Genomic DNA, 19,535 nt, shown 5'->3' on the forward strand with positions numbered 1-19,535 from the left:
GGTGAGTCATGCATGAGATAACCGCGCCGCTGCGCCCTCGCGACCAGGGTGCCGAGGTCGCCAACCTGCAGGCCGGTCTGGTCCTGCTCCTCGTTCACCAGGTGATCCCGGCGGACCCCGACCTTCGCGCCGAGCTGATCCGCGACCTGATGCGGGAGTCGTCGGAGCAGGTCTACCAGGGTGTCAGCGAGAAGACCGTGGCGATGTACCAGGAGTCGCAGGGGATCGAGGTGAACGGCGTCGTCGATGAGCGGAGTGCGGCCGCGCTGAACGAGACGCTGCGCGAGCTCGGACTGCTCGGCGGCGCTCAGGCGACGGCCCGCACCGAGCGGATGGTGGCGGGTCAGGTCCTCCACTTCGACCAGACACCGTTCGCCGGCCGGGTGATCCTCTACGCCCACAACGGCAACGGCCCTGTGCGCCTGGGCGAGGATGCCACCGATCCCGAGGGCCGCTACGCCGTCACCCACCCGGTGACCGGCGCGGACATGCGCCTGCCGCTGCGGGTGGCCGCGTTCGACCCCGACGGCCAGCACCGTGCCGAGGCGACCATCGACGCCACCAGGCCGGTCGAGGTGGTCGACCTGGTGGTGCGCAGCGACGGTACGGCCTACCGGGTGACCGGCCGGGTGTCCACCGGCGGGCGGGCTGGCGTCAGTGGGCTGCTGATCCAGGTGGTCGACCGCAACGTCGGCGGTGACAACCAGGTCGCGGAGGTCTCGACCGGTGCGGACGGCGCCTATCGCGCCGCCTTCACCTACGACGGCGGCAAGGACCGGCCCGACTTCCAGGCGTACGTCGTCAGTGGCGACACCCGGATCGGCGCGTCCGAGGTCCGCTACGACGCGGGCCACGACGAGGTGCTCGACATCGCGGTACCCGAAAACGCCCAGATGTCGCTGGCGACCGAGCACACGGCGCTCACCGGAGACCTCGCCAGGCACGTCGTCGGCAGCCTGCGCGACCTCCGCGAGGACGACGACCGGCGGGACGTCAGCTATCTGGCGAACAAGACCGGTTGGGATGCTCGTGCGGTCGCGATGGCGTCGCTCGCCGACGAGTTCAGTGCCCGCACCGCAGTGGCCGACGGCAGCCCGGCGATCCCGCCCGCCCTGTTCTACACCCTCTTCCGCGCCGGAACGCCTGCCACCGACGAGGCGATCTACCGGATCGACGCCGGTCGTGTCGCGACGATCTGGCAGCAGGGCATCGACCAGGGCATCGTGCCATCCGGCCTGGCCGCCGACGTGCCCGCCGCGATCGAGGAGTTCCGGACGCTGTCCGCCCGGCAGACCCTGAGCGGTCCGGCCGTGGCGGGGCGCTCCTCACTCGCCGCACTGCTGGCCGTCTCGTTGCCGGACGCCACCGAGGCGCAACCGGAGCGGTTCGCGCGCCTGCGGATCGACCACCAGGGCGACCCGGCGGGTTTCTGGTCCGCTGTCACGCACGAGTTCGGCCGACCCGCGGCGGACCGGCTCAAGCTCGACGGTCAGCTCGCCTACCTGACACTGAACAACGCGCCGCTGATCGAGCGCCTGCACGCCGGTCACGCCGCACCCCTGACCGACCCCGCGGACCTCATCGAGCGTGGCTTCCATCGCGCCGCGCAGTGGCTCCCCTTGATCGACGAGGTGCCGCCGGAGATTCCCGGTGCGGGCGACGAGGCCAAGCAGGCCAACTACGCCGACCTGCTCGCCGCGCAACTGCGCCTCAGCTATCCGACCGCGACAGTCGCCGCCATGGTGGCCGACGGGGAGACCGCCGTCGCACCGGGGACCGCGAACGGCGTGCGCGACTTCCTCCGCGCGCACCACAACGAGTTCGACATCGGCCTGCAACCGGTCGAACAGTTCCTCACGCGCACACAGGTCCCGATCGACGCGGCCGTCCAGGCGGAGATCGCCCGGATCCAGCGGGTCCGTCAGATCACCCCGGGTGACGACGCGATGAACGCCCTGCTGGCCAAGGGACTCGACTCGGCGTACGCGGTGGCGCGTTACGACCGCGCGGAGTTCGTCGCCGGCTTCGCCACCGAGGTGGGCGGCACGACCGAGGCCGCCCTCATCCACGCCCGTGCCCAGCAGGTCCACTCGGCGGTCCTCAACATCACCACGTCGTACGTGTTGGCCAGTAACGCCCCCGGAATCGGGGTGCACAGCCCGGCGCAGATCGTGAACCCGGCGCCGGTCGTCCCGGACAACGTCGGCGATGTGATCGCCTATCCCACGCTCGAGAAGCTGCTCGGCGACATGGACTACTGCGACTGTGAGCAGTGCCGGTCGATCCTCAGCCCCGCCGCGTACCTGGTGGATCTGTTGCAGTTCGTCGACCGCGACGAGGTCCGCTGGGAGCAGTTCCGCGCACGCTGGGGCACTGACCACGGCGGCGCGCCATACCCGTACCCGACGATGGCGGCCTGGAACGACGCGGGCCAGCCGGGCGGCACCCCGCCGACGCCCATCGAGGTGTTGCTCTCCCGGCGGCCGGACCTGCAGCATCTCCCGCTCACCTGCGAGAACACCAGCACCCCCGTGCCCTACATCGACCTGGTCAACGAGACGCTCGAGTATTTCGTGGCGAACAAGCTCACCCTCGACGGCTTTCAGGGGCACGACACCGACGACAGCGCCACCCCGGCGGAGCTGCTGGCGAATCCGCAGTTCGTGCAGGACGCCGCCTACGACATCCTGGCCGGCAAGGGCACCCCGGCACCGCTGCTGCCGCCCGCTCCGGGGCTGCCTTTCCATTTGCCGCTGGAGCGGCTGCGCCGCCTGTTCGCCGCGTTCGGGACCTCGTTGCCCGTGGTCATGGAGGCGTTGATCGCCGACGGCGCGAGCTACGGCTGGGTCGACGTCCGCATCGAACAGTTGGGCCTCTCCCGGGCCGAGTACGCGCTGCTGACGGACCGGACCAAGACCCTGCAGGAGTTGTCCGGCCTTCCCGCGACCACCTCCGACGGTGATGTCGTGGCCGCGTTGTCCGGCGCGAAGGACTTCAGCCGCCGACTCGGCATCGGCTACGACGACCTGGTCGAGCTGCTACGCACCCGGTTCGTCAATCCGGCCGGCGGCCTGATTCCCCGGCTGGAGCGCCTGGGTGTCCCGGTGAGCACGCTGAAGGCCCTCAAGGACGGCACGATCACCGATCAGGCGTTCGATGACGCCGTCGCGCCGCAGGTGGATCCGGCCCGGTACGGCGGCGACATCAAGGCCTGGGTACGCGACCAGGCGAACTACGACCGCATCATGGGTCTACTCGTGCTCGCCGACCCGACGGGCGCGGACGGTGCGGGTGGCTTCGACACCCTGGAGTTCCGCTACGCCGACCCGGACCTGCTGGCCCAGCGGGTCCACCCCATCGAGTTCGTCCGCCTGCTGCGCTTCATCCGGCTCTGGAAGACCCTTGGCTGGACGATCGAACAGACCGACAAGGCGATAAGCGCGCTCTGGCCCGCCGACCCGGCACCGGGCGACGACCTCGCGAAGCTGGACGCGGGGTTCCAGGTGCTCGTGCCGCGCCTCGGCGTGCTGGTGCGGGTGATCGAGCGGCTGGGGCTCAGCGTGCCGAAGGGTCTGCTGCCGCTGCTGGCCTGCGTCGCCCCGATGGACACGTACGGCGCGGCCTCGCTCTACCGCACGTTGTTCCTCAGCCCGACGGCACCGGCCGGGGATCCGGTGTTCGCCGAGGACGGTTACGGCAATGTCCTGGACGGCTCGGAAAAGCTGCTGGACCACACCGAAGCGCTCCGCGCGGCGCTCAGCCTCAGCGGCGACGAGTTGACGGAGATCGCCAGCGCCCTGGCCTTCGACGCGGGCACCCCGTTGACCGTCGAGAACGTCAGCGCCGTGTACCGCCGTGGCTGGCTGGCCCGCACACTCAAGCTCAGCGTGGTGGAACTGCTGCGGCTGACCGAACACACCGCGATCGACCCGTTCGCGGCCGTCGACCCGGTCGCGCCCACGATGATCGCCCTGCTCGACCTGGTGGACCGGCTGCGATCGGTGGGGCTGAAGCCAGCCCAGGCGCTCGCCCTGGTCTGGGACGAAAAACTGAGCGGTGTTTCGGCGCCGGGGGCCGGGCAGATCGACCAGTTCATGCGGGATCTACGCGCCGGCTTCGCGGCAGTCGACGCGGATTTCACGGTGGCCGACGATCCGGACGGGCAGCTCGCCCGCGCCAGGATGGCGCTGGTGTACGACAACGCCGCGACCGATTTCTTCTTCGGCTTGTTGGCGGGGTCGCCGGGAGCGGGTGAGCCGGCTGTCGCGACGTTCTTCGCGCGCTACCCGGAGCTGCGGCCGCTGTTCGACGCCTACGTCGCCTCCGCCGATCCGCCGCCGATCCGGCGGGCCGCACTGCTCGCCGCGTTCCTGCCGGATCTCGCCCGGCGCCGCAAGCAGCAGCAGGCGTTGCAGATGATCGGCGCGGCGGCGCAGACCGACGCGGCGTTCGCCACCACCATCCTGGACACCTCCGGGGTGCTGCCCGCCGTCGCGGATCTGGTCGCCGTCGAACGTCCGGGCCTGGCCGTGCGCTACTTCTTCGCCGACGTCGTGGGTGGGGAGCCGGATCGTACGGCCGACGCTGAGGCCGTTCTGAACTACCGCTCGGGCAGCGCCAACCAGTTACCCGAGCATGCCGGCGCTCCGATCTCCGGCGTCTGGAGCGGCTACGTCGAGGCACCCGCGGGTGAGCTGTTCGGGTTCCGCGTCGAGGCCGACGCCGGCGCGACCGTCCGGCTCACGATCGGTGCCATGGATGTCGAGCTGGTGCCCGACGGCAGCGTGTGGGCCACCCCAGCGCCGGTGGCGCTGACCGCGGGCAAGCCCTACGCCGTGGTGCTGACCGTGGAGAAGGTACGCCACACGCTGAGGGTGCAGTGGCACACGACCGGGCGAGGCTGGGAGGTCGTCCCGGCTCGCCACCTCTATTCGGCCACCCTGCGGGAACGGCTCGCCGGGGCGTACCTCCGCCTCTTCAAGATCGCCTCGCTGTCCACCGCACTGCACCTGAGCGCCACCGAGATCGCGTACCTCGGCCGCGGCTGGCTCGGCGCGTTGCCGGTCGCCGGACCATCCACCGACCCGGCCCTCTTCGGCGGGTTCGACACGCTGCTCGGATACGCCGAGCTGAAGGCCGCGTTCGGCTCGGACGACGAGCAACTCCTGGCAGTGCTGCGCGAGCCGCGGGCCGGCACACTCACCGCCCTGACCCGCTGGGAGCCCGGCTCGCTCGACGCGCTGCTCAGCCGCTTCGGCATGACCATCGCGGGCCTGCGCGACAGCACCGCCTTCCGGCGGGTGCACGACGCCTTCGCGCAGCTGACCGCGCTCGGCGTGACGGCCGGCCCGCTGATCGCCGCGACGACCAACGACCCGTCGGCCGCCACGGTCCGGGACCTGCAGGCCGCGCTGCGGGCCCGGTACGCCGTCGCCGACTGGCTCGCCGTCGTCAAGCCGATCAACGACGAGCTGCGGGGCCGGCAGCGCGATGCCCTTGTCGCGTACGTGCTGCACCAGTTGCGGTCGAACCCCGCGTCAGCGCACCTCGACACACCCGACAAGCTCTTCGAGTACTTCCTGATGGACGTGCAGATGGAGCCGGTCATGCAGACGTCGCGGATCCGCCACGCGCTCGCCGCCTGCCAACTGTTCGTCGAGCGGTGCCTGATGAACCTCGAGCCGCGGGTTGCCTCGTCGGCGATCAACGGCGCGCAGTGGGAGTGGATGAAGCGGTACCGGGTGTGGGAGGCCAACCGCAAGGTCTACCTCTGGCCGGAGAACTGGCTCGAACCGGAGCTGCGCGACGACCAGTCGCCGTTCTTCAAGGAGCTGATGAGCGAACTGCTGCAGAGCGACATCACCGAGGATCGGGCCGCCACCGCCATGGGCGCGTACCTCGCCAAGCTGGACACGGTCGCGAAGCTGGAGCCGGCCGGCGTCTACTACGCCGAGAACGACCCGGGCACGGCCGACGACATCGCGTACGTGGTGGGGCGCACCGCCGGCGCCAACCGGGCCTACTACTGGCGTCGACGCGAGTACGGCTACTGGACGCCGTGGGAGCAGATCAAGCTCGACGTCGAGGACAACCCGGTGCTTCCGGTGCTCTGGAAGAGTCGGCTCTTCCTGTTCTGGATCAAGATCATTCAAGAGCCGGACCTCGGCGGGGGCCAGCCGTTCGCGGCGCCGCCCGACACCGACCTGTTCAAGCTGAAGACCAGTAACGTCAATAGCGAGCTGCCGCAGATCGGCGTTCGGGCGATGCTCTGCTGGAGCGAGTACTACAACGGTGTCTGGCAGCCCGTCTCCACCTCGGATCCGCACCAGCCGACCTACCTGGGCGGATTCGCCCCGGGCACCTTCAACCGGTCCGGCCTGCGGCTCTCCTCCTCGGTCGCCGACGGCGTGTTGCGCATCGACATCGGCGGCGAGGGCAGCTCCTTCTTTCTCCTCTACAACACTCACAGCCTGCCGGTACGCGCCGAGGACGTGCCGGTGTCGCTGGGCCCACTGCACGGCCCGCAGCGCTTCCTCGGTGTCACGAAGGGAACGCTCAACGCCGCGTACGCGCTCCGGCCCACCGTCGACACGGGTTTCCCGGATCCGACGGTGCTGCGCCGTGACGTGCTGCGTAACCCGCTCGGCGCCTCGATCGTCGAGCCGAAGCACGACCTGACCGACCCGTGGAACGCACCCTTCTTCTACAGCGACAGCCGGCACGTCTTCTGGGTCGAGACCACGCAGGCGCCGGTCACGGTCAAGCAGTGGCAGAGCTACGGCGAGCTGACGCCGGGCCCGCCTGTGACCGCCTACACCCTCCCGGACCTGGTGCTCCCACCGAAGTACATCCTCCCGGACCGGATCGGCCCGATCATCAGCGGACGCAACAACGGGCTCAGCGATCCCGATCCGATCGCCACATTCGTGACCGAGGACGCGTACATCACCAAGGGCCTCGGCACGATCGGCACGGTCCGGTTCAACGCCGCCGAGATCGGGCCGGCCGGCGCGATCATCAAGCAGATGGGCTAGGGGACGGCGATGACCAACTATTTCCACGAGGCCCTTGCCGACACGGTGCTGTACAACCTCGGCGGCGAGTGGATCGACAAGCAGGACACCGCGTTCAGCTACTCGTTCGAGAACTTCTTCCACCCGTTCGTCGGAGAGCTGATCGAACAGCTCAACCGCAGGTCGCTGGCCGGCATGCTCGACCCGGATTTCCACCAGGGCCTGAGCGACCCCACGTTCTTCGACTCCCTCTACACCGCGCTCGCCAACGATCTGGTCAAGATCTCACACGAGCCCAAGGAGATCGACCTGGGCGCGGGTGGCCCGTACTCGGGCTATAACTGGGAACTGCTGTTTCACGTACCGCTGACGATCGCCGTGCACCTGAGCAAGAACCAGCGCTTCGCCGAGGCCCGTAAGTGGTTCCACTACATCTTCGATCCCACCTCGAACGACACGTCGTTGCCCGTACCGCAGAGGTTTTGGAAGTTCCTCGCCTTTCGGAAGGCGGGGGTGGTCAAGCAGGTCGACGAGCAGCTGATGATCCTGAGCAAGCCGCTGGCCGAGTGCACCCCGGCGGAACTGGACATGAAGCAGAAAATCCTGCAGGGGTACGAGGCGATCAAGAACCGCCCGTTCCAGCCGCACGCGGTCGCGCGCACCCGCCAACTGGCGTACCAGTACTGCGTGGTGATGAAGTACCTGGACAACCTCATCGCCTGGGGCGACAGCCTGTTCCGGCAGGACACGTCGGAAAGTCTGAACGAGGCGACCCAGCTCTACGTCCTCGCGGCGACCCTGCTCGGCCAGCGGCCGCAACGCATTCCGCGAACCGGCACCGTCCGCCCGAAGACCTACGCCGAGCTGCGCAAGCAAGGGCTCGACGCGATGGGCAACACCCTCGTCGAGATGGAGGGCAAGTTTCCGCTCAGCGCGGGGATGCCGAAGATGGGCGAGGACGACCCGGACGCCGCCGGCCCGCTCTTCGGCATCGGACGCACCCTCTACTTCTGCATTCCGCGCAACGAGAAGCTGCTCGGCTACTGGGACACGGTCGCCGACCGACTCTTCAAGATCCGAAACGGGATGAACATCGAGGGCATTGCTCGCCAGCTCGCCCTGTTCGATCCACCGCTCGACCCCGGCATGCTGGTCAAGGCCGCCGCTGCCGGAATCGACATCGGCGCGATCATCAGTGGCACCAATCAGCCGATCAGCCCGGTGCGGGCCCCCTTCCTGATCCAGATGGCACTCGAACTCAGCGGCGAGGTACGCGGGCTCGGCAGCGCACTCGTGGTGGCGATCGAGAAGGGCGACGGGGAACGGCTCGCCGTGCTCCGGCAGGGGCACGAGACCCGGATCCAACAGATGCAGCAGGAGGTCCGCTTCCTGCAGTGGGCATCGGCCCAGGAGGCCACCCGCTCACTGCTGACCAACCGCAGGCCCGCACTCGAACGGCTGCACTACTACCAGCGTCTGCTCGGCCTGCCCGCCGACCCGAATACGGCGGACGAGCTCGCGGTGAGCTTCGAAGGGCTCGCGCTGACCGAGGAGACCTTCGCCGAGGCGTACGGCAAGCTGGTCGCCCAGTACGACAAATCGGTCGCGGCGCAGGACCTCCCGAAGCTCCGACTCGCTGAGGAATCGTCGCCGACGATCCTGTCCGGCGCCAGAGGCTCGGGCAAGCTCTACCTCTCGGCGAACGAGGACGTCGAGCTCAACACCCACCTGCCGACCGCGCGGGACACCAGCCTGCACGCCTCGGTGGCCAACGCGATGGCGTCCGCCTTCGCCCCGGTGCCGGACGCGGACGCGGACGCCCACTTCTGGGGCATCGGCGGCAAGATCAAGCTGAACGTCGGGACGGCACTCGTCGCCGCCGCGAAGATCGCCGGTGACATCTCCGGAATCGTCGCCGCCTGGGAACGCGACCAGGCCGGGATGGCGGCGCGCACCGCGTCCTACGAGCGCCGGGCCGACGAATGGCTCCTGCAGTACAACCTCGCCGCGCACGACCTCGCGTCGATCGGCCGGCAGATCCTCACCTCGATCCTCGCCGAACAGGTGACCCGCCACGACTACCTGATCACCAAGCAGCAGGTCGCCGACACCCAGGAGGCCGACCGGTTTCTGCGGTCGAAGTTCTCCAACGAGGAGTTGTACGCCTGGACGCAGGGCGAGGTGTCCCGGCTCTACTACGAGTACTACCGGTTCGCCATCGACACCGCCCGCAAGGCAGAGCAGGCGATGAAGCGGGAACTGATGCGCCCCGAGGTGGACGCCCAGGACTTCGTGAAGTTCAACTACTGGGACGGAGGACGTCGCGGGCTGCTCTCCGGCGAGGCACTGCAACTCGACGTCAAGCGCATGCAGTTGGCCTACCACGAGAACAACAAGCGGGAGTACGAGCTGACGCGGCACGTCTCCTTACGCCGGCTCGCCCCGGTCGCCCTGCTGGCGCTGAAAACGACTGGTTCCTGCCGGGTGACAGTTCCCGAGTGGGTGTTCGATCTGGACACGCCGGGCCACTACCTGCGCCGAATCCGCAGCGTCGGCCTCACCATCCCGTGCGTGACCGGTCCGTACACCAGCCTCAGCTGCACCCTGACACTTACCCGCAGCTCAGTGCGCACCGCACCGCTGGCCGGCGATGGCTACCGGCGCCAGGGCGGCGAGGACGGCCGCTTCGTCGACTACTTCAGCGCCACCCAGTCGATCGTCACCAGCAGTGGCCAAAACGACAGCGGCCTGTTCGAGACCAGCCTGCGCGACGAGCGGGTGCTGCCCTTCGAAGGCGCTGGCGTGGAGAGCGAGTGGACCCTTTCGCTGCCCGACGAGTTCCGCCAGGTTGACTACGCAACGATCAGCGACGCGATCCTGCACTTCCGATACACCGCACGCGAAGGCGGCGTACCGCTGCGCACCGCAGCGGTGGAGAATCTGAAAGAGCTGGTAGCCGACGCGGACGAGACCGGCCTGAGTCTGCTCCTCAGCCTCCGGCACGACTTCCCCAGCGAATGGTCAGCCTTCGTCGACGGCAACGCCGACTTCAGCGCGACACTACGCGCGGACTACCTTCCCTACCTGGCCCAGCGCAGGACGGTCACGATCGCCGGGTTCGAGCTCTACGGCCTGACGGCCGGCAGAGACCCGAAGCACCACCTTGTCGGCGACCAAGCGATGTGGGACGCGGCGAGCGCGGCCCTGAACACCCCCGACGGGTTTACGTTCACGGCCGCACCCGACGCCGCCGGACCCACCCAGGTGCTGAGCCGGTCCGCCGACGCCGACGTCTGGCTGATCATGCGGTACACGCTGGAGTAGGCGCTGGGGGCCGCGCTCGAATTCCGGCCGGCCCTGCTGAAGAAGTCAGCTCAGCGCGGCCGCTTTGCGCAGCAGCACTGAGCGTTCGCACTGGTTGGCGCACAGCCGGGCGGCCAGCTCCAGTTCGGCGCGTGCCTCCGGGCGCCGACCGAGCCGGGTCAACAACTCCCCGCATACAGTCGGGACCAGATGCGAGCCGGCGAGCCGGCGATCAGCTCGTCCATGATGGTCAGGGCTTGCGCCGGGCCTGAGGCCATGGCCACGGCGACGGCCCGGTTGAGCTCGACCACCGGCGAGGGCGCGACCCGGCCGAGTGCCTCGTAGAGCACCACGATCCGGTCCCAGTCGGTTGCCTCGGCCGAGGGTACCGACGCGTGGGTGGCGGCGATCGCCCATCCAGCACCAAGATCATGCCGTCTACAGGCCGTCTAACGTAGGCCGGTGGTGGCAATCAATGACCAGCCATGACTAGCCCCAGTCCAGGTCAGAGCGCGTCTCGTCCAGTTCGGATGCCTATGCCTGACCGGTAAATCAATACAACGCCAAGTAACGGGCGTAGGTGCGCTGACCTGCACCGGAGGTCGTCCGGAAGGCCGCTGAACCATGATCAGGCCGTCAGCGGCTTCCGGGCCGTCCTCGGCGGCCTGGTAGGCACCGAACGCGGTGTTGGTGGCGCGCCGCTCTTCGCCAGCTGCTGGGCAGTGGCGGCGGCCGGCGCTCCTCGGCCGGCCGCGCGGTGGACGAGGCCACCCTGGTGGCCTTGATCCCTGTTCTTCGATACAGTTCTTGGCGCGGAAGGCACCCACGAAGCAAGGGTTTTCACTTGTCCGGGTCGAATGGCTCCTTGTACGCGGTCGCCGACCTCCACGTTTCCTACGCGGAGAACCGCCGGTTCGTCGATGGTCTGGTGCCGACGTCAGACGGTGACTGGCTGATCGTGGCCGGCGACGTCGGGGAGATCTTCGGCGATGTCGAGCGGACATTGCGGCTCTTGCGTCGCCGTTGGGCGAAGGTCATCTGGGCGCCTGGCAATCACGAGCTGTGGACCCATCCCAACGATCCCGTGCAGCTGCGCGGGGCCGAACGCTACGCCGCGCTGGTGCGAATGTGCCGCGACAACGGCGTGCTGACACCGGAGGACGACTTCGCCGTCTGGGACGGTCTCGGCGGGCCGGTCACCGTAGTGCCCTTGTGTCAACTGTACGACTACTCGTGGTTGGCGCCCGGCACGACCAGCAAGGAGGAGTCTCTGCGGTACGCGCACTCGACCGGTGTCGTGTGCACCGACGAGGTGCTGCTCCACCCGGACCCGTACCCCGACCGGGAGTCCTGGTCGGCAGCGCGGGTCGCCGAATCCGAACGGCGGCTCGCCGCGCTCGCGCCGGGCGTGCGCACCGTACTGGTCAGCCACTGGCCTTTGGTTCGGCAGCCGACCGACGTCCTCTGGTACCCGGAGTTCGCCCAATGGTGCGGCACGAGCCGCACCGCGGACTGGCACACCCGGTTCGGGGCCGAAGTCGCCGTCTACGGCCACCTGCACATCCCTCGCACCACCCACTACGACGGCGTGCGCTTCGAAGAGGTGTCGCTTGGCTACCCGCGAGAGTGGAGTGCTCGGGCCACCCCACCCCGACTACCTAAGCGGGTGCTTCCGTGATCGAGCGGTTGCTGCCGGAAGGCGTCGTGGCGGTCGAGGCGTTCGGCGACATTCCCGGTGAGCGACCCTTCCCAGGCGAGGAGGATCTGATCGCCAAGGCCGTCGAGGTCCGCCGCAGGGAGTTCGTCACGGCCCGGCGCTGCGCCCGCGAAGCCCTGGCCCGGCTGGGGCATCCGCCGGCCCCGATCCGGCCCGGTCCGGGCCGAGACCCGCAGTGGCCGACCGGCGTGATTGGCAGCATCACACACTGCCGCGGGTTCCGGGCCGCCGCGGTCGCGCCGCGGACAATCCTCACCGGCATGGGCATCGATGCCGAGCCGCACGAACCACTTCCCGAGGGCGTCCAGGAGAGCGTGACAGCGCCGGGTGAGTCCGAGATGCTCACTGCTCTGACGGTGGCGAGTCCGGGTGTCCACTGGGACCGACTCCTGTTCAGCGCCAAGGAATCCGTCTACAAGGTCTGGTATCCACTCACCGGCCGCTGGCTCGGCTTCGAAGAGGCCCGACTGAGCATCGACCCGACAGCCGGGACCTTCTCCGTCCGCCTGCTCGTCGACGGCGCCCGCCGCGACAGTGGGCCGCCGCTGATCCGGCTGGCCGGGCGGTTCCTCGTCGCACGCGGTCTGGTGGTCACCGCAGTCGTCCTGTAGACGGCTGCCACTGCCTCATTGGTTTGGCGGCTCACACAGACACGACGGGTGTATCCAGCAGCGCGCGGGTGCGCGTGCCGTCGGGGTCGTCGCGCAATTCGTAGATCTCGATGCGCTGGTCGGGCCGGTCCGACTGGGCCCAGAGCTGGAAGTCGACGGTGAATCCGCCGGCCCGGGGATGGATCATGCGTTTGGTTCCGGCGACGCATTCGCCGACGCGCCCCGAGGCCCACAGGGAGGCGAAGGCGTCGTCACGGACGCACAGTTCACCGATCATGCTGGTCAGGACTTCGTCGTCCGGATATTTTCCGCTGATCAGCCGCAGGTAGGCGACGTAGTCGGCGGCCTCCTGGTCCCAGTCCTGGTACAGGGCGCGGGCTTGCGGATCGAGGAAGAGCAGGCGGGGCAGGGAGGGCCGGGTGCCGGGGTGGTCGGGCGCGTTGGCGGGCAGGTGCGGGGCGACCAGGGCGCGCCCGAGGTCGTTCCAGGCCAGGACGTCGTTGCGCCGGCCGAGGATGACGGCGGGCCGTGCGGCGATCAGCGACAGCAGGGTCCGCGCGTTCGGGCTTACCGCCTCTGGGCCGGAGTCGATGGCGGCGGGGCGTTTGGCGCGCGCCAGGTCGAGCAGGTGCTCGGTCTCGGTGACGGACAGCTGCAGCGCCCGGGCCAGGGCCAGCAGGACCTCGTCGGAGGCGTGGCGGCTGTGGCCCTGTTCCAGGCGGGTGTAGTACGTGACGCTGACCCCGGCCAGTTGCGCGACCTCTTCCCGACGCAGCCCGGGAACGCGCCGGCGCACCCCGAAGCCGTTCAGCGGGGTCGCCTCCGGCGACAGGGCAGCACGCTTGGCCCGGAGGAATACGGCCAAATCACCCGGATCACTCATATATCAACTATATGCGGCGTTCCTGGTACCGACCATATCCCTGCCAGTGCCACCCTTCTCGGGGCGTGCATAAGGCGGGATCTGGTAGCTGACCTGCACATCTTTCACGATCGAGAGCATGCCTCTACCGATCATCGCTCTCGCTCTGACCGCCTTCGCCCTGGGAACAGCCGAACTCGTCCCCAACGGCCTGCTGCCGCTCATCAGTGACGATCTCGGGGTGTCGGTATCCCAAGCGGGCTGGGTCACCACCAGCTTCGCGCTCGGCGCGATGATCGGCGGCCCGCTCGTGGCGGCCGCCACCCTCCGCCTGCCACGCAAGCCCCTCGTGACCGGCCTGGCCCTCGTATTCCTGATCGCCAACGCCATCACCGCTCTCAGCGGCAGCCTGCTCGTGGTGTCCGCCTCCCGCGCTCTCGCCGGAGCGATGCTGGGCGGCTTCCTCGGCGCCGCGATCACCATCGCCGGCGGCCTGGTCGCCCCCACCCGGCGGGCCATGGCCATCGCCGTGGTCTTCACCGGTTTCACCGTCTCCAACGTGATCGGCGTCCCCATCGGCAACATCGTCGGACGCGCGGTCGGCTGGCAGTCAGCCTTCTGGGTCGTCTCCGCCCTCGCTGCCATCGGCGCCGTAGCCATGTGGCTGCTCCTGCCCAGCCCACCCGCGGGCGGCGACGGCGCGGACGAGGACCGCGGCTTCGCCGTCCTGCGCAGCGGAGCGTTGTGGGCCGCGTTCCTCGCCATCGCGCTCAGCTACGGTGGCCTGTTCGTCGCCTATACCTACATCGCCCCCTATCTCACGACCGTCACTGGCGTGTCCGCCGACTCCCTCACCTGGCTGCTGCTGCTGTTCGGCGCGGGCCTGATCGCCGGCAACGCCCTCGGCGGCCGCTACGCGGACCGGTCCGTGACCCGAACGGTCATCGTCGTCCTCGGCATCCTGATCGTCGGGCTGCTGGCCCTGTGGGCGCTGGGTTCGGTCCTGCCCGCCGTGCTGTTTCTGCTGGTGCTGCTCGGCGGCGCGGGCTTCGGCATGGTGCCCCCGCTGCAGTCCTACGTCCTGTACCTCGCCGGCACCGCGTCCGCCCTGGTCTCCGCCCTCGCTGCCGCCTCGTTCAACGGAGGAGTCGCCCTGGGCTCCGCGGTCGGCGGCCTCGTCCTGGACCGCACCCCCCACTACCCGGTGCTGGCCGTGGTTGGCGCCTTGATGACCCTGCTCGGGCTGCTCGTCTTCCTGCTCACCCACCGCAGGCACCACGCTCGCCAGGCCACGGCACAGGACGATCCAGTGGCCCAGTACGCGTGAACCGGCTCCTGCCCGTCCTGCACCGGCTCAACGTTGTGCGGGAGGGGACTGTCCAGGGCGGGGTCGTTGCCGGTGGTGATCGGCGGATAGCCCGCGGTGGCCTGCTCCGTAACATTTGCGGCGATCACGGTCAAAGACGGAGGACACCATGAACCAGAAGCTCCAGGCCCGCGCGTTCGAGCAGGTGGCGCCGATCCTGCAGCCGGGGGAACGGCCGATCACCGCGACCCGGGCGATGGTCGGGAGCTTCTCGGCCAGTCGACTCGGGACGGTCGTCACGCAAGGGCTGATCGGGGCGGCTGCCGGAGCGACGGGCGCCGCGCTGGCGCGGACCAAGAAGCAGTTCCTCGTGCTCACCGACCAGCGACTGATCTTCCTGCCGCAGACCTTCTTCGGCGGGCCCGGCGTCGGTGTCCTCGGCGAGGTGGCCCGGGAACACGTCGCGCTCGCCGAGGCGAAGATCGGCATTGTGAGCCTGCTGCGTCTCGCCTTCGGCGGTGCGGGGGACGGCGTCACCCTGACCTTTCCCCGGGTGGACAAGAAGAACGCCGAGGCGCTCGCTGCGGCCTTGCCGCCGGCGCCGACAGCCTGATCGGTTCCGGCCCGCGTTGGCCTGGCCGGCATGGTGGCAGGAGCGCGTCCGATCAGGGGAGGTCGTGGTCGGGCGCATCGACGTGCTGGCACACTCGCGGACATGGTCGACTGGTACTCGCAGGCCGAGGTGGGTAGCGGTGTCACTCGGATCTCGGAACCGCACGTCAACGAGCTGCTGTCGGCCAACTTCTGGTGGTTGCGGGGCAACGATCGCGACGTCGTGATCGACGCCGGGCTCGGTGTCGTCGCGTTGCGGGAGGCGATTCCGGGCCTGTTCGAGCGCGATCCGCTGGTCCTGCTCACCCACGCGCACCTGGATCATGTGGGTGGGGCCGCTGAGTTCGCTGACCGGGCCGCCCACCCCGCCGAGGCGGGGCTCTTGGCGGCGGGGGTGCCGGCGAGCCTGTACGGCGCGGAGCTCTACGACAAACTCGGGCTCGACGCGGCGGGAGAAACCGTCCCGGAGCTCATGATCGACGTCCTGCCCGACCCCGGCTACGACTCGGCTGCCTACCGCGTCGAACCCATGACCCTGAATCGGATGCTCGACGACGGCGACCGGGTCGACCTGGGTGGGCAGGTGCTGACTGTGTTGCACCTTCCCGGCCACACGCCGGGAAGCATCGCCCTGCTGGAGGAGCGCACCGGGATCCTGTATTCGGGCGACATCGTCTACGAGGGTTACTTGATCGACAACCTGCCGAACTCGGACGTGGCGGCCTACCGGCGCAGCATGGAGTTCCTCGCCGGCCTCGACGTGTCGGTCGTCCATCCCGGCCACGGGCACAGCTTCGACAGGACGCGCCTTCGCCAGTTGGCCGAGGCGTACCTGCGCAGAAGCGCAGTTTGAGACGGCTTCTGCGGGTGGACGGTGGTGCGGTGATGCCACGCGAGGACCCGACCAGCAGCTCAACGCTCGTGCCCCCGCGCAGTGGGGCTGACGGCTGGGTACGCGGCCAGCACCCGAAGAAGATGTCCGCGGGGCATGTCGAGGACCGCCGTGCGGCTGGGTCTCAGGGGAGGATGTGGCGACCGTGACCGCACCACCCCGAGGAGATTCCAGCATGGCGATCCAGCGGATGGACAACGTCCTCATCGTTGTCGAGGACCTTGACGCGGTCATCTCGTTCTTCGTCGAACTCGGTATGGAGCTGGAGGGGAGAGGGCCCGCCGAGGGGCGTTGGGTCGAGAGTGTCATCGGGATCGACGACGTCCGGCAGGAGGTCGCGATGCTGCGGACCCCGGACGGCCATGGCAAGGTCGAGTTGGCGATGTTCCACACGCCCGAGGCGATCACCGCCGAGCCGAAGGACGCGCCGGCGAACACGTTGGGCATTCGCCGCATCATGTTCGCCGTCGACGACATCGAGGACGTCGTCACCCGCCTGCGCAATCACGGGGCCGAGCTCGTCGGGGAGCTTGCGCAGTACGAGGACATCTATCGGCTCTGCTACGTCCGGGGCCCCGAGGGCATCCTCGTCGGGCTGGCCGAACAGCTCAGGTGACGGCCCCCGGCGGGGTGTCCGCCGAGGGTCGGGTCAGGCGACCAGGGTGCCGCCGTCGACGGTCACCACCGTGCTGGGCGTGGTACCAACTGATGAGGCCTTTCTCGTTCCCCGTGTCGATGGCACGGCCGGATTTCGGGGCCATGGTGGATGCAGCGTCGACGCGCGGTCGGCGGTGTCCTGACACCAAGGTCGAGAGAGGTCGTTCCGTGAGCGGGGAAGAGCAACAGAACGGCAAGTGGGCGCCCTGGTGGATCTATGTCCCCGTCATCCTCGGCAGCAACTACGTGAAGCAGTACCTGGTTCAGGACCTGCCCGTGGCGGTCAACGCCGCGATCACCCTCGTGCTCGTCGGCACGCTCTTCTTGCTCATCACCGTGGTATATCGCAGGGTGAGTCGCGTCGAGCGTTAGCAACGCCGAAGCGGCGCACCGCGGGTCCGGGCACCGGACGCGGGTGGGGTGCTGGCTACTCTCAGGGCATGTTCCGTACGGCTCGACCCGCTGACTTCGGGCAGATCATGCGTCTCTACCGGCAGCTGAACCCGGACGATCCGGTGCTGGAGGACGGGTCTGACGCAGCGGCTTTCCAGCAGATCCTCGGCACTCCAGGGCTGCGTCTCTTCGTCCTCGAACTGGATGGGGTTGTCGTCGCCACGACGTACCTCAACGTGATCCCCAATCTCAGCCGGTCGGCATCGCCCTACGCCGTCATCGAGAACGTCGTCGTCGAGGAGTCGCGCCGAGGCACCGGTCTGGGTCGCCGGATCATGGCCGACACGCTCCAGGCAGCATGGGATGCGGGCTGCTACAAGGCGATGCTGATGACGGGCTCACGCACTCCCGCGACCCACGCCTTCTACCGCGCCTGCGGGTTCGCGCCCGACGTCAAGACCGCGTATCTCGCCCGACCACCGGCGCCCCAGCGCTAGGTGCGGCGGGGAAGGTCTCGCGCACCGCCGGGTCCAGCGACCGGCCGGTCGTCGGCTCGATGAACAGCTCGGCGAGCAGGAGGTCGGCGAGGTGGTTGAGGTTGATGCCCGATTCCTTGCCGCCGAGGGCCTGCATCGCGCCGCCGAGTCGCAGGGCGGCCTTCGCCGCGCCGGACGGCAGACGGGCGACGCGGCGGCGTCGGCCGACCGCCTCGGTGATGCGCCCCAGCATGTCGTCCCAGGTGAGGTTCTCGTCGGCGACCGGGATGTCCGCGCCGCTGGCCTGCTCCAGGGCGTCCACCGCGACCTCGGCGACACTGCGGGCCGACGCGGCGGCGCTCCCGCCGGTCGGGGCGACCAGAGGGGTACGCGAGCGCGCCCACCGGTCCAGCGGCCCGGCCCAGTTCGGCAGCCGGTCACCGGCCCGGCCGAACACGAAGGGCAGTTCGAGTACGGCGACCGGCAGGCCCGTCCCGGCCGCCGCTCGTCCCTCCCGGGCCTGCTCGACCCGGCACCGGATGTACGTGTGCCGTTCAGCGAGCCGCCACTTCGGACGCAGCCGGTCGAAGTGGGTGTAATACGAGCCCATCACGACACCGCGGGTGAGACCCTCCAAGCGGGCGGCCGTGAACAGGCGCACCACCGGCTCGACGTTGTCGCGGCGAAATTGCGGATAGATCGGCTTGGGCAGTGGCCGCTGCTCGTCGGTGCGGGTGGCGTACACGACGCCGTCGTGACCGGCGAGCAGCGGCCGTAGTTCGTCGACCGAGGCGGACTCGACATCCGCCAGGTGGTCGACACCCGGGCGGGCCGTCCGTGCGACTGTGGTCGCGGCGTGGCCGCGCTCGCGAAGCACGTCCACGACGTGAGCGCCGATCAGGCCACTGCCACCCACCACGAGAATTCGCACGCTGCATCGTCCACTCTGGGACCGGCTGGTTGTCAAGCCACGGGCGCCGCGACCGACCGGGCGTCGGTCACTGGCGGTCGGAGTCACAACCCGATATTGAGTTCGGGCAGGACAGCCCGGCGCACCGATCGGGGAGCGCTGGCGGCGAATTCGTCCCGCCGTCAGCGCTTCATCGGCGCCGGGTGCCGGGCCAGCAGCCGGGCGGCGACCTCGTGCAGGACCGCCAGTTCGGCGGCGGGGACCTCGGCGAAGAACGCGGCCTCGGCCTCGTCGAGCAGGGCGGCGCCGTCGCGTAGCACCTGCCAGCCGGCGTCGGTCAGCGCGACGACGTGCCGGCGCCGGTCCTGGGGATTGCGCCGACGCTCGGCCAGCCCCTGCTTCTCGAGCTCGTCGATGACGCCGACCAGCACGTTGGGGTCGATGCCGAGCAGCCGGCTGACGTCCTGCTGCGACAGTGTGTCGTCGGCGGCCAGGGTGGCCAGCACGTTGAAGTGCCGGGGCCGTACGCCCAGGGGTTCGAGGGCTCGCTCGGCGGTGACCATCGCCAGCTCGCCCAGCTTGATCAACCGGAAACCCGTCCGGCCGGACATCGCCGAGCCCGGGCTGGTCGTACCCGTGGGTTGCTGTTCACCGTTCCGTCGCGCCATGCGCCCAGCTTAGGTCTTGGCAATATCCGTAGGCCGTGCATATGATCCGCCATACCTATGGTATGCAGAACGTACGCATGGCGTGAAGGACGCATGGTCTGAAGCAAGGGTTCCG

Annotated in this window: 14 protein-coding genes; 10 read left to right on the forward strand and 4 right to left on the reverse strand. The window is 69.1% G+C overall.

Going from position 1 to position 19,535, the window contains the following annotated elements; genetic code table 11:
* Positions 1 to 8: 8 nt before the first annotated feature.
* Both C7C45_RS28810 and C7C45_RS28815 read left to right on the forward strand, forming a co-directional pair.
* Positions 9 to 7,034, forward strand: a complete 7,026-nt coding sequence (locus C7C45_RS28810; RefSeq protein ID WP_110567316.1) for a neuraminidase-like domain-containing protein — start codon at positions 9 to 11, stop codon at positions 7,032 to 7,034.
* Between the two features lie 9 nt (positions 7,035 to 7,043).
* Entirely contained in the window at positions 7,044 to 10,337 is a 3,294-nt protein-coding gene (locus tag C7C45_RS28815) for a Tc toxin subunit A-related protein (RefSeq protein WP_110567318.1), read from the forward strand.
* 158 nt (positions 10,338 to 10,495) lie between these two features.
* Here C7C45_RS28815 and C7C45_RS35260 read toward each other — a convergent pair whose 3' ends face one another.
* Complete coding sequence (locus C7C45_RS35260; RefSeq protein WP_244200620.1) at positions 10,496 to 10,669, reverse strand: hypothetical protein; 174 nt, start codon at positions 10,667 to 10,669, stop codon at positions 10,496 to 10,498.
* Between the two features lie 491 nt (positions 10,670 to 11,160).
* On the opposite strand from C7C45_RS35260, the gene C7C45_RS28825 reads away from it, so the two are divergent.
* Together C7C45_RS28825 and C7C45_RS28830 are read left to right on the forward strand one after the other, a co-directional pair.
* A complete protein-coding gene (locus C7C45_RS28825) occupies positions 11,161 to 11,994 on the forward strand; it encodes a metallophosphoesterase family protein (RefSeq protein ID WP_110567320.1) in 834 nt (277 codons plus the stop codon).
* A complete protein-coding gene (locus C7C45_RS28830; protein WP_110567321.1) occupies positions 11,991 to 12,644 on the forward strand; it encodes a 4'-phosphopantetheinyl transferase family protein in 654 nt (217 codons plus the stop codon). Before C7C45_RS28825 ends, C7C45_RS28830 begins: the two co-directional genes overlap by 4 nt.
* A gap of 31 nt (positions 12,645 to 12,675) precedes the next feature.
* Here the strand turns inward: C7C45_RS28830 and C7C45_RS28835 are convergent, their stop codons facing one another.
* Positions 12,676 to 13,527 (reverse strand): helix-turn-helix domain-containing protein, encoded by an 852-nt coding sequence (locus C7C45_RS28835; RefSeq protein ID WP_110567323.1) that lies wholly within the window; start codon positions 13,525 to 13,527, stop codon positions 12,676 to 12,678.
* Between the two features lie 118 nt (positions 13,528 to 13,645).
* Here C7C45_RS28835 and C7C45_RS28840 point away from each other — a divergent pair, with 118 nt between their 5' ends.
* From C7C45_RS28840 to C7C45_RS28865, 6 genes are all read left to right on the forward strand, one after another.
* Positions 13,646 to 14,833, forward strand: coding sequence for an MFS transporter (locus C7C45_RS28840; protein WP_110567325.1), 1,188 nt, complete (start codon positions 13,646 to 13,648; stop codon positions 14,831 to 14,833).
* A gap of 148 nt (positions 14,834 to 14,981) precedes the next feature.
* Positions 14,982 to 15,425: a hypothetical protein gene (locus tag C7C45_RS28845; RefSeq protein ID WP_110567327.1), complete on the forward strand. Its 444-nt coding sequence runs from the start codon at positions 14,982 to 14,984 to the stop codon at positions 15,423 to 15,425.
* Positions 15,426 to 15,527: 102 nt separating this feature from the next.
* Positions 15,528 to 16,277 (forward strand): MBL fold metallo-hydrolase, encoded by a 750-nt coding sequence (locus C7C45_RS28850; protein WP_110567329.1) that lies wholly within the window; start codon positions 15,528 to 15,530, stop codon positions 16,275 to 16,277.
* Positions 16,278 to 16,491: 214 nt separating this feature from the next.
* The gene (locus tag C7C45_RS28855; protein ID WP_110567331.1) at positions 16,492 to 16,932 is read left to right on the forward strand and encodes a VOC family protein; all 441 of its coding nucleotides are present in this window, start codon (positions 16,492 to 16,494) and stop codon (positions 16,930 to 16,932) included.
* Between the two features lie 209 nt (positions 16,933 to 17,141).
* A complete protein-coding gene (locus tag C7C45_RS28860; RefSeq protein WP_110567333.1) occupies positions 17,142 to 17,345 on the forward strand; it encodes a hypothetical protein in 204 nt (67 codons plus the stop codon).
* A gap of 68 nt (positions 17,346 to 17,413) precedes the next feature.
* Entirely contained in the window at positions 17,414 to 17,863 is a 450-nt protein-coding gene (locus C7C45_RS28865; RefSeq protein ID WP_110567335.1) for a GNAT family N-acetyltransferase, read from the forward strand.
* On the opposite strand, the gene C7C45_RS28870 is transcribed toward C7C45_RS28865, so the two are convergent.
* Together C7C45_RS28870 and C7C45_RS28875 are read right to left on the reverse strand one after the other, a co-directional pair.
* Complete coding sequence (locus tag C7C45_RS28870) at positions 17,820 to 18,773, reverse strand: NAD-dependent epimerase/dehydratase family protein (protein ID WP_110567337.1); 954 nt, start codon at positions 18,771 to 18,773, stop codon at positions 17,820 to 17,822. The genes C7C45_RS28865 and C7C45_RS28870 overlap by 44 nt on opposite strands.
* Positions 18,774 to 18,934: 161 nt before the next feature.
* Entirely contained in the window at positions 18,935 to 19,420 is a 486-nt protein-coding gene (locus C7C45_RS28875) for a MarR family winged helix-turn-helix transcriptional regulator (RefSeq protein ID WP_110567339.1), read from the reverse strand.
* Positions 19,421 to 19,535 lie beyond the last annotated feature (115 nt).

The sequence above is a fragment of the Micromonospora arborensis genome (genome assembly GCF_003205615.1).
In the GTDB taxonomy this organism is placed as follows: Bacteria; Actinomycetota; Actinomycetes; order Mycobacteriales; family Micromonosporaceae; genus Micromonospora; species Micromonospora arborensis.